Annotated in this window: 13 protein-coding genes; 7 read left to right on the top strand and 6 right to left on the bottom strand. The window is 60.1% G+C overall.

Features of this window, described 5'->3' with window-relative positions; genetic code table 11:
* The first annotated feature begins 19 nt into the window (after positions 1 to 19).
* The 5 genes from EI983_RS09145 (at position 20) to EI983_RS09165 (ending at position 4,881) form a co-directional block, all read left to right on the top strand.
* On the top strand, positions 20 to 358 hold the full coding sequence (locus EI983_RS09145; protein WP_157707061.1) for a potassium channel family protein: 339 nt from the start codon (positions 20 to 22) through the stop codon (positions 356 to 358).
* Positions 359 to 400: 42 nt separating this feature from the next.
* A complete protein-coding gene (locus EI983_RS09150) occupies positions 401 to 1,612 on the top strand; it encodes a multidrug effflux MFS transporter (protein WP_157707062.1) in 1,212 nt (403 codons plus the stop codon).
* 108 nt (positions 1,613 to 1,720) lie between these two features.
* Positions 1,721 to 3,925 (top strand): NADP-dependent isocitrate dehydrogenase, encoded by a 2,205-nt coding sequence (locus EI983_RS09155; protein ID WP_157707063.1) that lies wholly within the window; start codon positions 1,721 to 1,723, stop codon positions 3,923 to 3,925.
* An 87-nt stretch (positions 3,926 to 4,012) separates the two neighbouring features.
* Positions 4,013 to 4,456 carry a hypothetical protein gene (locus EI983_RS09160; RefSeq protein WP_157707064.1) on the top strand — a complete coding sequence of 148 codons (444 nt, stop codon included), beginning with the start codon at positions 4,013 to 4,015 and terminating at the stop codon, positions 4,454 to 4,456.
* An 89-nt stretch (positions 4,457 to 4,545) separates the two neighbouring features.
* On the top strand, positions 4,546 to 4,881 hold the full coding sequence (locus EI983_RS09165) for a DMT family transporter (protein WP_157707065.1): 336 nt from the start codon (positions 4,546 to 4,548) through the stop codon (positions 4,879 to 4,881).
* Here EI983_RS09165 and EI983_RS09170 read toward each other — a convergent pair.
* The gene (locus tag EI983_RS09170) at positions 4,875 to 5,081 is read right to left on the bottom strand and encodes a DUF6356 family protein (protein ID WP_157707066.1); all 207 of its coding nucleotides are present in this window, start codon (positions 5,079 to 5,081) and stop codon (positions 4,875 to 4,877) included. The two genes, EI983_RS09165 and EI983_RS09170, sit on opposite strands and share 7 nt — an antisense overlap.
* 119 nt (positions 5,082 to 5,200) lie before the next feature.
* Here EI983_RS09170 and EI983_RS09175 point away from each other — a divergent pair, with 119 nt between their 5' ends.
* A complete protein-coding gene (locus EI983_RS09175; RefSeq protein WP_157707067.1) occupies positions 5,201 to 5,659 on the top strand; it encodes an Lrp/AsnC family transcriptional regulator in 459 nt (152 codons plus the stop codon).
* Between the two features lie 3 nt (positions 5,660 to 5,662).
* On the opposite strand, the gene hflX is transcribed toward EI983_RS09175, so the two are convergent.
* The 4 genes from hflX to trkA all read right to left on the bottom strand — a co-directional run bounded on the left by hflX (position 5,663) and on the right by trkA (position 10,209).
* On the bottom strand, positions 5,663 to 6,937 hold the full coding sequence (gene hflX, locus EI983_RS09180; protein ID WP_157707068.1) for a GTPase HflX: 1,275 nt from the start codon (positions 6,935 to 6,937) through the stop codon (positions 5,663 to 5,665).
* Positions 6,937 to 7,176, bottom strand: coding sequence for an RNA chaperone Hfq (gene hfq / locus EI983_RS09185; protein WP_157707069.1), 240 nt, complete (start codon positions 7,174 to 7,176; stop codon positions 6,937 to 6,939). The genes hflX and hfq overlap by 1 nt, the downstream gene beginning before the upstream one ends.
* 130 nt (positions 7,177 to 7,306) lie before the next feature.
* Positions 7,307 to 8,830, bottom strand: coding sequence for a TrkH family potassium uptake protein (locus EI983_RS09190; RefSeq protein ID WP_157707070.1), 1,524 nt, complete (start codon positions 8,828 to 8,830; stop codon positions 7,307 to 7,309).
* 2 nt (positions 8,831 to 8,832) lie between these two features.
* On the bottom strand, positions 8,833 to 10,209 hold the full coding sequence (gene trkA / locus EI983_RS09195; protein ID WP_157707071.1) for a Trk system potassium transporter TrkA: 1,377 nt from the start codon (positions 10,207 to 10,209) through the stop codon (positions 8,833 to 8,835).
* Between the two features lie 94 nt (positions 10,210 to 10,303).
* Here trkA and EI983_RS09200 point away from each other — a divergent pair, with 94 nt between their 5' ends.
* Complete coding sequence (locus tag EI983_RS09200; protein WP_198389403.1) at positions 10,304 to 10,774, top strand: hypothetical protein; 471 nt, start codon at positions 10,304 to 10,306, stop codon at positions 10,772 to 10,774.
* Between the two features lie 77 nt (positions 10,775 to 10,851).
* Here EI983_RS09200 and ntrX read toward each other — a convergent pair whose 3' ends face one another.
* Positions 10,852 to 12,243 (bottom strand): nitrogen assimilation response regulator NtrX, encoded by a 1,392-nt coding sequence (gene ntrX / locus EI983_RS09205; protein ID WP_157707073.1) that lies wholly within the window; start codon positions 12,241 to 12,243, stop codon positions 10,852 to 10,854.
* Between the last annotated feature and the right edge of the window lie 6 nt (positions 12,244 to 12,249).

Genomic DNA, 12,249 nt, shown 5'->3' on the forward strand with positions numbered 1-12,249 from the left:
GCCCATAGGGAGTGAGCCCATGCGCGACTCGAAAGTTCTTTCGATCTTCATTGCCCTTGTCTTCATCATTTTCGGCGGCACGGTGTTTTTCCACATTGTCGAAGGCTGGAGTTGGATCGACAGCTATTTCTTTACCGTGGTGACCCTGTCAACCGTGGGCTATGGCGAACTCGTCCCGGCGACAACACTGGGCAAGATCGCGACCACCGTGTTCATTTTCGTCGGTCTTGGTGTCTTTGCCCTGGCGATCCAGCTCTTCGCCCATATGCACGTCAAGAAGCGCGAAAAACATGCCGAATGGTTGCTCAATCACATGCGGCATGCGCCGCCGCCCCCTGAGGAACAGGCCGATAGCTGAGCACTCTGGCGCGGCGTTCTGCGCTGTGATAGCGCCCGTTCCATGACCGAGCACACCCCCCGCCCCACGATCGGCCGAACCGAGTTTGTGGCCTTAATGGCGATGCTGGTGGCGACGGTGGCCTTTTCCATCGACGCGATGTTGCCAGCACTGCCTCGCATTGCGTCGGAATTGTCGCCGGAGGCGCCCAATCACGCACAGCTTGTCGTCACAAGCTTTGTCTTTGGTATGGGGGTCGGCACATTCCTGGCCGGGCCGCTTTCGGACAGTTACGGACGTAAGCCCGTGGTCCTGTGGGGCTCGGTGCTCTATGTGCTGGCCTGTGCGCTGGCCTGGGCGGCCACCAGCCTTGAGCTGGTGATGCTGGCGCGCGTGTTGCAGGGCCTCGGCGCATCAGCCGCACGCGTCGTGCCCATGGCGATTACCCGCGACTATTACGCGGGACGCGGTATGGCGCGGATCGTCTCCTTCATCATGATGGTGTTCACGCTGGTGCCGGCGGTTGCGCCGCTGATCGGCAGTTTCGTTATCGCCTATACGGGCTGGCGCGGACTGTTCGGGGTGTTTGCCCTCTTTGCGTTGCTGAGCGCGGCGTGGCTGGGGCTGCGCGTGGCTGAACCCTTGCCAAAAGAACGCCGCCTGCCGTTTCGCGCAAAAGCACTGAAAGCGGCGGTGTCGGAGGTTCTGGCACACCCGGTTGTGCGCCTCAGCACGGTGATCCAGACACTCTGCTTCGTCGGTATTTTCGCCTCGCTCAGTACGATACACGCGCTGTTTGACACCACGTATCACCGCGCCGAAAGCTTCCCCTACTGGTTTTGCCTGATCGCGCTTGTCTCGGGCGGCTTCAGCCTTTTGAATGCCAGCCTCGTCATGCACCTGGGCATGCGCCGTCTGGTCCGGCTGGCCATGGCGACGACCATCCTGATCAGCCTCGCGATGCTGGCGCATATCTGGCTGATCGGTCCCCTGCCCTTTGTGCTCTATCTCTTCTGGCAGACCACCATTTTCGTGCACACCGCCATGACCCTCGGCAATCTCAACGCCATCGCGCTGGAGCCTATGGGTCATATCGCCGGCACGGCGACGAGCGTCTTTTCGGCATTGGCGACGGTTGGGTCCGTGATGTTGACTATTCCCATCGGTCTTGCCTTTGACGGAACGCCCGTTCCGCTTATCATCGGGCTGCTTGCAGTGATCAGCCTGGCCTATGGGCTGATGCATTTTCTGAACGAGTCCGAAGATGTCGAATGATGTCCTGCGACAAATCGGTATACCGTTGCATACAACTCTTTCCTATCGCCCCTCTTTGCGCTAAGAGCAGGCCAACAAGATCACACCCGAATCGAGAGAGGTTTCCCGATGGCCAACACATCCACCCCCGATATTGTCTACACCAAGGTCGATGAGGCTCCTGAACTGGCCAGCGCGTCGCTTCTGCCGATCATTCAGCGCTTCGCCTCCGCCGCCGGTATCTCGGTCGGCACCAAGGATATCTCGCTTGCCGGGCGAATTCTGGCCACCTTCCCGGAAAACCTGACCGAAGAGCAGCGCATTCCGGATGATCTTGCGGAACTGGGCGAACTGGTGAAAACGCCTGAGGCCAATGTGATCAAACTGCCCAATATCTCGGCCTCCGTGCCACAGCTTGTGGCCGCTATCGAGGAATTGCAATCCAAGGGCTATGCCATTCCCGACTATCCGGAAACCCCGTCTACGGACGAGGAAATGGCCGTGCGCGCGCGATATGACACGATCAAGGGGTCCGCAGTGAACCCGGTTCTGCGTGAAGGTAATTCAGACCGCCGTGCCGCCGCCGCCGTCAAGAAATTTGCCCAGAACAACCCGCACCGCATGGGCGAATGGAAAGCGGACAGCAAGACCCGCGTCGCCGCGATGCCGGGCAATGACTTCTTCTCCAACGAAAAATCGGCAACGCTGGACAAGGCCGCCACGGCCAAGATCGTGCTGGAGACAGCAGACGGTGAAATCGTGCTCAAGGATGGCGTGAGCTATCCGGCGGGCACGGTGGTTGACGCCACCTTCATGAGCGCCGCAGCCCTGGATGCCTTCCTTGCTGACGAGATCGAGAAAACCAAGGCCGAAGGCGTGCTGTTCTCGCTGCACATGAAAGCCACGATGATGAAAGTGTCCGACCCGATCATCTTCGGCCATGCGGTCAAGGCCTGGCTGGCACCCGTGTTCGAAGCGCATGGCGCCAAACTGGCCGAGTTGGGCGTAAACCCCAATCAGGGCCTTGGTGCATTGCTTGACAAGGTCAAGGACGAGCCCGAGATCATGGCCGCCATTGACGCCGTGACGGCTGAACGCCCGCCCATGTACATGGTCGACAGCGATCGCGGTATTACCAACCTGCATGTGCCGTCGGACGTAATCATCGACGCGTCCATGCCCGCCCTGATCCGCGCGGGTGGCAAGGGCTGGGGCCCGGATGGAAACGAGGGCGATGCAGTCTGCGTTATCCCCGACAATTCCTATGCGCCGGTCTATGACGAGGCGATCAAGTTCTTCAAAGCCAATGGCGCGCTGAACCCGGCCACCGCCGGGACAGTGCAGAACCTTGGCCTCATGGCCCAAAAGGCCGAGGAATACGGCTCGCATCCCACGACTTTCGAGATTTCGCAGGCCGGCACCGTTAAGATGATCCTCGATGACGGCACCGTTCTGCACAGCCATGAGGTGAAAGCGGGCGACATCTGGCGCTCCGCCTCGGCCCGCAAGGCCCCGATCGAGGATTGGGTGAACCTCGCCATCGAACGGCAGAAGGCCACCGGCTATCGCGCGATCTTCTGGCTCGATGCCGACCGCGCCCATGATGCGGAACTGATCGAGTACGTGAAGCCGATCCTCGAAGCCAAAGGCGTGACCGACAAGTTCGAGATCATGGCCCCGCGCGAAGCCACCCGCGCCAGCCTTGAGACGATCACCAAGGGCGAGAATACCATCGCCATCACCGGCAACGTGCTTCGCGACTACCTGACGGACCTGTTCCCGATCCTCGAACTGGCCACCTCGGCCAAGATGCTGTCCATCGTGAAGCTGATGAATGGCGGTGGTCTGTTTGAAACCGGCGCCGGCGGCTCCGCGCCCAAACACGTGCAGCAGCTTCACGCCGAAAACCACCTGCGCTGGGACAGCCTGGGCGAGTTCTGCGCTCTGGGCGAAAGCTTCAAATTCCTCGCGGATGCCAAGAACAACCCGCGCGCGCGCGTGCTGGGTGAGGCAGTGGAAGAGGCGACGCAGGGTATTCTCGACCACGGCCGCTCGCCCTCGCGCAAGGTGGGCGAGCCGGACAACCGCGACAGCCACTACTGGTTTGCCCGCTACTGGGCCGAGGCGCTGGCCGCGCAATCGGATGATGCGGCGCTGGCCGAGGAGTTTGCCCCCGTCGCCAAGGCCCTGGCCGAGAACGAGGCCGCGATTGTCGCCGAACTGGCCGCGCCTCAGGGCAAACCTGCTGATACCGGCGGCTACTACACCGCCGACGAAGCCAAGCTGGCCGCGGTGATGCGCCCCTCGGCGACGTTGAACGGGATTATCGGGTAAAGTCATTATTGACGCAGCGCCCGTGATCAGATGACATTAAGGCAGGCAGTTTCAGGCTTCCTGCTTTAATTATTCCGGAAGCCTAAAATGCGCTCATTCTTCAATGCACTGTTCATCGTTGTGATATCTGCCACTTTGTTGGCTGGTTGTTCGGGCCAAGGCGTCACTGATAAATCCAGCATCGCATCTCTGGTCGCCTCAGAGCCGCCAAATACAGCGTTGGTATATTGGAGAAACGTTGAAAAGGCCGGGAGCAAGAATTTCTTCTTCGAGGATGAAGGCGGAGATTATGTAACCCTGGGCGCAGGTGAGGTGGTTCAACTCAAACTCTCCGCGGGCGACAATGTCTTTCGAGTGGCCTCAGTCGATATGTTTGGTCAGCCGTCAAGTACCGATAAGATCGTCATCAGCAATGACGACGCAAAAACCATTTATTTGGTTCTGGACATCAAAGAAGGCATCCTGTTAGCCGATACCACATTGAATCAGGTGGACAAATCCACCTTCCTCAAAGTCGTGAATGCCTCTTAGTAAACGCATAAACACAGTGAAATCTTGACCGCCGAGCCCGATTCTGTCGTTGTGCTTCGAAACAAAGATGAGCGCAGCCGAGGTATCCCATGGGCAAGGCCTATTTCTTCCTGATAATCGCTGTTCTGTTTGAAGGCCTCGGGACCACCAGCCTACAGGCGAGCCAGCAATTTACCCGGCTCTGGCCCTCGCTTGGGGTGGTCGTTGGCTTCGGCATGGCCTTCTGGTGCATGATGATCGTGCTGCAATACCTGCCTTTGGGCATCACCTACGCACTCTGGTCCGGCATGGGCATATGCCTGACCGCGCTGCTTGGCTGGCTCGTCTTCCGGCAGGCGCTCGACTGGCCTGCCATCCTCGGCATGGGGCTGATCGTGGCCGGGATCGTGGTGATCAACCTCTATTCCAAGACGGCCACTCACTGACCCCGGTTATGGGTGCGCGCATACATCTGCGCGATCAGCCGACTCGCTGTTTTCTCGAACAGGCACGGGATCAGCGCATGGACCAGCGCCGCGAAACCGGCGGCAAACAAGGTCAGGCTGAACCGGCCTGCAAAGGCCATATGCTCGAAATAGCTTTCTTCAACGCTTTGCGGATGGTCGATGAAAATACGGCGAAACATGATGGCCTCCCTTGGCATAGTGTTTGAGGCCAAGATACTCACTATCTGCTGAGAAATGCTCTCATTATTGAGGTTATATTTCTCTTTGTTGGGACAATATCTCATGATATGCACAATTCATGGAAATAATGGATGATCTTGACCGCAAAATCCTCGCCGAGCTTCAACGCGATGCCAGCCTCCCGCTTGACGCGCTTGGCGACAGGGTTGGCCTGTCGCGCAACGCCTGCTGGCGCCGGATCAAGGCGCTGGAGGCGGCGGGCGTCATCACCGGGCGTGTGGCCCTGCTCGATCCGGCTCGGCTCGGGCTTGGGCTCATGGTCTTCATGCAGGTACGCGCCGCAGCCCATGACGCCGCCTGGCTCGATGCCTTCGCCCGTGCCACGCGATCCATGCCGGAGATCCTTTCGGTCTACCGGATGACGGGCGATCTGGATTATCTGATCCGCGCGCGGGTGGCCGATATGCAGGGATATGACCGGCTCTATCAGCGCCTGATCGGCAAGGTGGCGATGAATGATGTGTCGGCCAGCTTTGTGATGGAAGAAATCAAAGACACAACGGCGTTGCCGGTATAGCGCTCAGAGCCCCTCGAATTGCGCTTTTTGTATCGCATTCCAGCGCACGGTCAGGACGTACCCGTCTTCATCCTGCGCCTCAGCCTCCACCAGCCCCTTCTCATAGAGCCAGGCCCGCGCGCGCCCTTCAGCATAGGCCAGGCGCAGCTCTTCTTCTTGTGTGGCCCCTGCCAGCGCATCGGTGATCGCGTCGGTCAGTGCCTCCAGCCCCTCGCCCGTAACCGCCGAGATCGCATGCACCCCGTCGGCCCGTGCGGCTCTGGTCCTGACAGTGGTCAGCTCGTCTTCGCTCAGACGGTCGATCTTGTTCCAGATCTCGATCCGGGGCGTGGTCTCCAGCACGCCCAGACTGGCCATGATCGCCGCCACATCCTCGGCCTGCTCTTCTGTCTCGGGATGAGAAATATCGCGCACATGGCAAATGAGATCGGCCTCCAGCACCTCCTCCAGCGTGGCGCGGAAGGCGGCGACAAGCTCGGTCGGCAGATCCGAGATGAAACCCACCGTGTCGCTGAGAATGATCTCCGGCCCACCGCCGGGCAGCGCAATCTTGCGCATGGTCGGATCCAGCGTGGCAAAGAGCATGTCCTTGGCCATTACCTCGGCCCCGGTGAGCCGGTTGAAGAGCGTGGACTTGCCCGCATTCGTGTACCCAACAAGCGCCACGATGGGAAACGGCACCTTGGCGCGCGCCGCGCGATGCAGGCTGCGGGTTTTGACGACCTTGGCCAGCTGCCGCCGCAAACGTACCAGTTGTTCATCAATGGCGCGCCGGTCGGCCTCGATCTGTGTCTCGCCGGGACCGCCGACAAAACCCAGCCCGCCGCGCTGCCGTTCCAGGTGGGTCCAGGCGCGCACCAGACGGGTGCGCTGATAGCTGAGTGCCGCCATTTCGACCTGCAACACGCCCTCACGCGTTGCCGCGCGGTCGCTGAAAATCTCGAGAATCAGCCCGGTCCGGTCGAGCAGTTTGACCTGCCATTCGCGTTCCAGATTGCGCTGCTGCACCGGGCTTACCGACCCATCGATCAGCACCAGTTCCACCTCTTCGGCGGCCAACCTCTCGCCCAGCTCGGCCAGCTTGCCCTTCCCGAAAAGCTTTCCGGGATGCGGCCTCGGCAGGCGCACGACTTCTGCCCCGAGCACCTCCAGCTCGGGCAGCGCATGCGCCAGCGACACAGCTTCCTCCAGCGCAAGGCCGGGGTCACGTGCGCGATCCTTTCCGGAAATGTCAGGATGCAGCACCCAGGCGCGGGTGACCGCTGGTCCGTCGCCCATCAGCCGCCGTCTTCACCATCATACAGATTTACCGGCTGCGACGGCATGATTGTCGAAACCGCGTGTTTGTAAACCAGTTGCGACTGCCCGTCGCGGCGCAGCAGGATGCAGAAATTATCAAACCAGGTGATCACGCCCTGAAGCTTGACGCCGTTTATCAGAAATACCGTGACCGGAATTTTGGTCTTTCTCACCTGATTCAGGAACGCGTCCTGCAGGTTCTGTCGGTCCGTAGCCATTATCTTTGTGCCTTTATTCTTATACACGCCCTGAACAGGCGCTTTCTCCCTCTCGCAGAGTATGGCGAGCGTGCGCGTGACTTTCCACCCCTAAAATCAAGATGTTTCAGGGCCCTGCAAATTTGTCTTTTCAGTCGCGCCAGATTGCCGGGTTCAGCAAAGCGATAATCGCCAGGGTTTCCATCCTCCCCAGCACCATCGCGGCGCTCAGGACCAGCTTGGCCGATGTACCAAGCTGCAAAAGCGCAATCGGCTCTTCCGTAGCGACCGAGGCCAGCGGACCGGTTGTCGACAGGGTGGCGATCGAAAGCACAATCGCGCTTTCAAAATCCTGTCCCAGCGCCGCCAGCACCACGGTGATCAGGGCCAGGGAAATCGCGAACAGCATGAAAAAGATCCAGGCGATGAACGCCCCTTCACGGCGGATCCTGCGGCTCTGACCGCGCGCGCGCCCCACCGAGGAGGGGTGTACCAGCCGCTCCATTTCGCGTCGGCCGTTGAGATATAGCGCGTAAACACGCAGAAGCTTCACCCCGCCCGCGGTCGTCGCGACACCTCCGCCCACCAGGGAAAGCCCAAGCAGAATCAGTCCCGGCGTGCCCAGCCCTGACCACTCCCGCGCGGTGCCCCAGCTTGCACTTTCAAAGCCGGTTGTGCTGAGAAAGGACAGAACCGTAAAAGCACCGCCCCACAAGGCCCGTGCGGCCTGTCTGACGTTCTCCACCTCATCCACATCGAAGGCCGCAAGCCAGTGACGCGCGAACAGCAACAGCGGGACAATGGCCACCAGCAACAGACCGATGCGGAATTCAGGGTCATTGAGAAAGCTCGATTTCTGCATGGTCGCGGTATCGGACGAAAAGGTGAGACGCGACAGCGCGAACAGCAGGAAGAGGAACATCACCGCCTCTCCGCCAAAGCCGGATGCGCCGTTCTGCACGCCTCCCACCGATGAAATACCGCTGGTGGCCATCACCGACATGGCATGGATCAGGGCCACGAAGGACCGGTCGCCATTCAGCAGCAGGAGAAACCAAAGCGCTGCGGTCAGCGCCACATAAAGCGGCCCCAGCGCATAGGTGATCTGTGCCAGCCGCTTGGCGGAATTGGCCCGTTCGAACCGATCCATCTGGATGCCCCCCTGCCCCGGCTCGGCGCTCGCGGTCACTTCAAAGCCGCCCAGGTTGAGCGGCGCCAGCACCGCGCTGGCCGACACCCAGATGAGAAGCCCCCCCATCCAGCCGACAAGCCCGCGCCACAGATGAAGGCTATCGACCAGCCGCCCCGGATCCTGATCAAAGATCGGCAGCCCGGTGGTGGTGATAGCCGAGACCATTTCGAGATAAGCGTTGATGAAGCGCGTCGTCTCAAGCCCCTCGTAAAAGGGCACGGCCAGGTAAAGCGGCAGCAGAGTATAGGCCAGAAGCAGCGAAAGCAGGTTGCCAAAATCGCTGTTATCCGTGCGTTCGCGGCCCGACATCGCCAGCCCGATGATCATCACAAATGCCAGTCCCAGAACCGACGCATAGAAAAACACCCGCGCCACCGAATGATCCTGACGTGTCAGCGCGTCGATCGCCGGCAGCAGCATCATCAGCGCAGATATGCCTGACAGGATCAGGATCAGCGGGAAGGAAAGCAGCCGGTCCTGCATGATCAGAAAAAGTCGATCGAGACCTGCAAGAGCTGCTCGACCTCTGCCACATCCGAGGCCATCGCGAAGATGACGATCACATCGCCCGCCTCGATCCTGAGCCCTCCGGTGGGCTTGTGTATCTCGTCGCCCTTCTTGACGGCCCCCACCAGCACGCCTTCGGGGAAATCAATGTCGCGGATCGCGGATCCGGCAATGGTGGAGGTTGAAAGCACTTCGGCCTCGATCACTTCCGCTTCGGCATCGCCGATGGAATACACACCGCGCACCCGGCCATGGCGGATGTGGCGCAGGATCGAACTCACCGTCGTGGCACGCGGATTGATATAGGCGTCGATGCCCAGCGGCTCCAGCAGCGGGATCAGGGTCGGATCATTGATCAGGCTGATCGCCATCGGACATCCCTCAGCTTTGGCGCGTACGGCGGCAAGCATGTTGGTCTTGTCGTCATCGGTCACGGCCAGCACCGCATCCGCCCGCGCGATCCCCGCCTCTCCCAGAAGTGACGCATCCAGCCCGTCGCCATGCAGAACGATGGTGCGTTCCAGCGCATCCGCCGCCTTTTCGGCAATGCTCCGGTTTTTCTCGATCACCTTGGCACGGATCCTGTCGGTGCGTTCTTCAAGCGCCTTCGCGACTGCCAGGCCGATATTGCCGCCGCCCACGATCACGATCCGCTCTTGTTTGGTCTCCGACTTGCCGAACACCTCCAGCGTGCGCGGAATATCCTCGACAGGGGCAAACACATAGGCCTCATCCCCGACAAACAGCTGATCCCCCGCTTCCGGTGCAAAAAGCCGTCCTTCGCGGCGCACGGCCAGAACCAGCACGCGCAGGGTCGAGAACAGATCGCTCAGCTGGCGCAGGGGCGTGTTGACGACCGGACAATCCTCTTCCAGGCGCAGACCCATGAGTTGCGCCTTGCCGTCAAAGAAGCGTTCCGTGTCGAAGGCCGCTGGTGCCGCGAGCCGCTGCAAAGCCGCCTCGGCCACTTCGCGTTCGGGGCTGATCACCACATCGATCGGCATGTGGTCGCGGCGATACAGGTCGGAATAGATCGCATCGAGATAGGATTGCGAGCGCAGACGGGCAATCTTGCGCGAGATGGCAAAGACCGAATGCGCCACCTGACAGGTCACCATGTTGACCTCGTCCGAATAGGTGGCGGCAATGATCATATCTGCATCGCGCGCGCCGGCCCGGTCCAGAACGTCGGGATAGCTGGCAAACCCCGCCAGGCCCTGAACATCCAGCGTATCGGTGGCACGGCGCACCAGATCGGGATTGTTATCGACAACCGTCACGTCGTTCTTTTCGCCGGAAAGATGGCGGGCGATCTGCCAGCCCACCTGCCCTGCGCCGCAGATGATGACCTTCATAGGGCTTGCCTCATCTCATTTGAGGGTTTTGAATGACAGAAGGGCCGGGCCTGGTCAATCCATGAAAGGCGGCCCGTCACCGATGGGGGCCACGATGCTGTATCGAGTTATGGGTGTTCTGGGTCTGAGTGTTCTTGCGGGCTGCACGTCCCTGAGCCTGTTTTACAAGGAAGGCACGCCGGTTCAGCGGCTCAACGCCGATCTGGGCGCTTGCAAGCAGAAAGGATTTGAAACCATTCCTGTCGACCAGGATACCCGGTTCATTCCCGGTTCCGAAACGCCCCGGACATTCTGCGACGCGAATGGCTATTGTCAGACGGTCTGGGTTCAGATCACCCCGGACCGGATTGAGACATATGATGCCAATGAAGGCTTGCGCGAGGATTTCGTCGAAGCCTGCATGGCCCAACGCGGCTATCAACCGGTGCGACTGCCTGCTTGTAACGACGCGGTGGTGCGGGAGACGACATTGTCACCGACCCGTGTTCTGCCTCCGCTGTCCGCGCAAAGCTGTGCTATCCGGCTGAAAACAGGGCAATATCAGATCGTTACACCTCCGGATTGAGAAAATTCGTACGAATTTTCTTGGGCCAAGATTTTTCCTACGAAAAATCTTATGACGCCCACCGAAACCGTAAGCGGTCAGACATGCGCCCCGCGCGCACCCGCTTTCGAGCCGGTCACCACGCCGAGCGACTTCAGCTTGCGGTGCAGCGCCGAGCGTTCCATGCCCACAAACTCCGCCGTGCGGCTGACATTGCCACCAAACCGGTTGATTTGCGTCAGGAGATACTCCCGTTCAAACGCCTCGCGCGCCTCGCGCAAGGGCATGGTTGCCACGGCACCCGAGAGGACAACCCGCCCTTCGTCCGTGCTTTCGGGCGTGCTCTCGCCAGGCAGCTCGCCGGTCTGGATCGGTCCCGTTCCATCCCCCAGGATCAGCACCCGTTCGATCACGTTGCGCAACTGCTTTACATTGCCAGGCCAGCTCATGGTTTGCAGAAGGGCCGAAGCCTCTTCACTTAAGCTTCGGAGTGGAAGCCCTTGTGTTTTATTGAACAAATCAATGAAATGCTCAGCCAGGATCGGGATATCCTCGCGCCGCTCTTCGAGGGAGGGCACTGCGACGGGCACGACATTCAGCCGGTGATACAGCTCGCGGCGGAACCGCTCGGCCTCGATCTCGACTTCCAGATCGCGATTGGTGGAGGAAATCACTCGCAGATCCACACGCACCTTCTCAGCCCCGCCCACGCGCAGAAACGTCTGATCCACCAGCACACGCAGGATTTTTGACTGCGTTCCCAGCGGCATATCCGCCACCTCGTCGAAGTAGATCACCCCGCCATTGGCTTCGTCCAGCAGGCCAGGCTCGATCCCCCGCTCCCCGTTTTCGCGCCCGAAAAGCACCTCTTCCATCCGGTCCGGTTCAATTGATGCGCATCCCACAACAACGAAAGGGCCGCTGGAGCGGTTGGAATTGGCGTGTATATAGCGCGCTGCAAGTTCCTTGCCGGACCCTGCGGGGCCGGTCAGCATCACCCGGCCATTCGACTTGGTCACCTTGTCGAGCTGGCTGATCAGCATGCGCAATGAGGCGGAGTCTCCGAGGATCTCAGCAGGCTCCGTATCGCGTTGTTTCAGCGCTATGTTCTCACGCCGCAGATGCGCCGTTTCCATTCCCCTGCGGATCACTACCAGCAACTGATCGATGTTGAAGGGCTTTTCGATAAAGTCATAGGCCCCCTGCTTGATCGCCGCCACGGCAATCTCGATATTGCCATGACCCGAGATAATCACCACTGGCACTTCCGGATAATCTCGCTTCACGGTCTTCAGGATGTCGATCCCGTCCATCTGGCTATCCTTCAGCCAGATATCCAGGATAAGCAGCGCCGGACGCTCTTCGGTGATGGCCGCCATACACTCGTCGGAATTGCCCGCACGCCGTGTGCTGAACCCTTCATCCTCAAGAATATCCGCGATCAGCTCTCGGATATCGCGCTCGTCGTCAACAATCAGAATATCGCCCATTTTACC

The sequence above is a fragment of the Roseovarius faecimaris genome (assembly GCF_009762325.1).
Classification (GTDB): domain Bacteria; phylum Pseudomonadota; class Alphaproteobacteria; order Rhodobacterales; family Rhodobacteraceae; genus Roseovarius; species Roseovarius faecimaris.

Excerpts from the sequence above, each read along its gene's own strand:
- EI983_RS09200 (WP_198389403.1), top strand. The coding sequence starts at position 10,304 with ATGCTGTATCGAGTTATGGGTGTTCTGGGTCTGAGTGTTCTTGCGGGC.
- EI983_RS09170 (WP_157707066.1), bottom strand. The coding sequence starts at position 5,081 with ATGTTTCGCCGTATTTTCATCGACCATCCGCAAAGCGTTGAAGAAAGC.
- hfq (WP_157707069.1), bottom strand. The coding sequence starts at position 7,176 with ATGGCTACGGACCGACAGAACCTGCAGGACGCGTTCCTGAATCAGGTG.
- ntrX (WP_157707073.1), bottom strand. The coding sequence starts at position 12,243 with ATGGGCGATATTCTGATTGTTGACGACGAGCGCGATATCCGAGAGCTG.
- hflX (WP_157707068.1), bottom strand. The coding sequence starts at position 6,937 with ATGGGCGACGGACCAGCGGTCACCCGCGCCTGGGTGCTGCATCCTGAC.
- EI983_RS09175 (WP_157707067.1), top strand. The coding sequence starts at position 5,201 with ATGGAAATAATGGATGATCTTGACCGCAAAATCCTCGCCGAGCTTCAA.
- EI983_RS09155 (WP_157707063.1), top strand. The coding sequence starts at position 1,721 with ATGGCCAACACATCCACCCCCGATATTGTCTACACCAAGGTCGATGAG.
- trkA (WP_157707071.1), bottom strand. The coding sequence starts at position 10,209 with ATGAAGGTCATCATCTGCGGCGCAGGGCAGGTGGGCTGGCAGATCGCC.
- EI983_RS09190 (WP_157707070.1), bottom strand. The coding sequence starts at position 8,830 with ATGCAGGACCGGCTGCTTTCCTTCCCGCTGATCCTGATCCTGTCAGGC.
- EI983_RS09160 (WP_157707064.1), top strand. The coding sequence starts at position 4,013 with ATGCGCTCATTCTTCAATGCACTGTTCATCGTTGTGATATCTGCCACT.
- EI983_RS09150 (WP_157707062.1), top strand. The coding sequence starts at position 401 with ATGACCGAGCACACCCCCCGCCCCACGATCGGCCGAACCGAGTTTGTG.
- EI983_RS09145 (WP_157707061.1), top strand. The coding sequence starts at position 20 with ATGCGCGACTCGAAAGTTCTTTCGATCTTCATTGCCCTTGTCTTCATC.
- EI983_RS09165 (WP_157707065.1), top strand. The coding sequence starts at position 4,546 with ATGGGCAAGGCCTATTTCTTCCTGATAATCGCTGTTCTGTTTGAAGGC.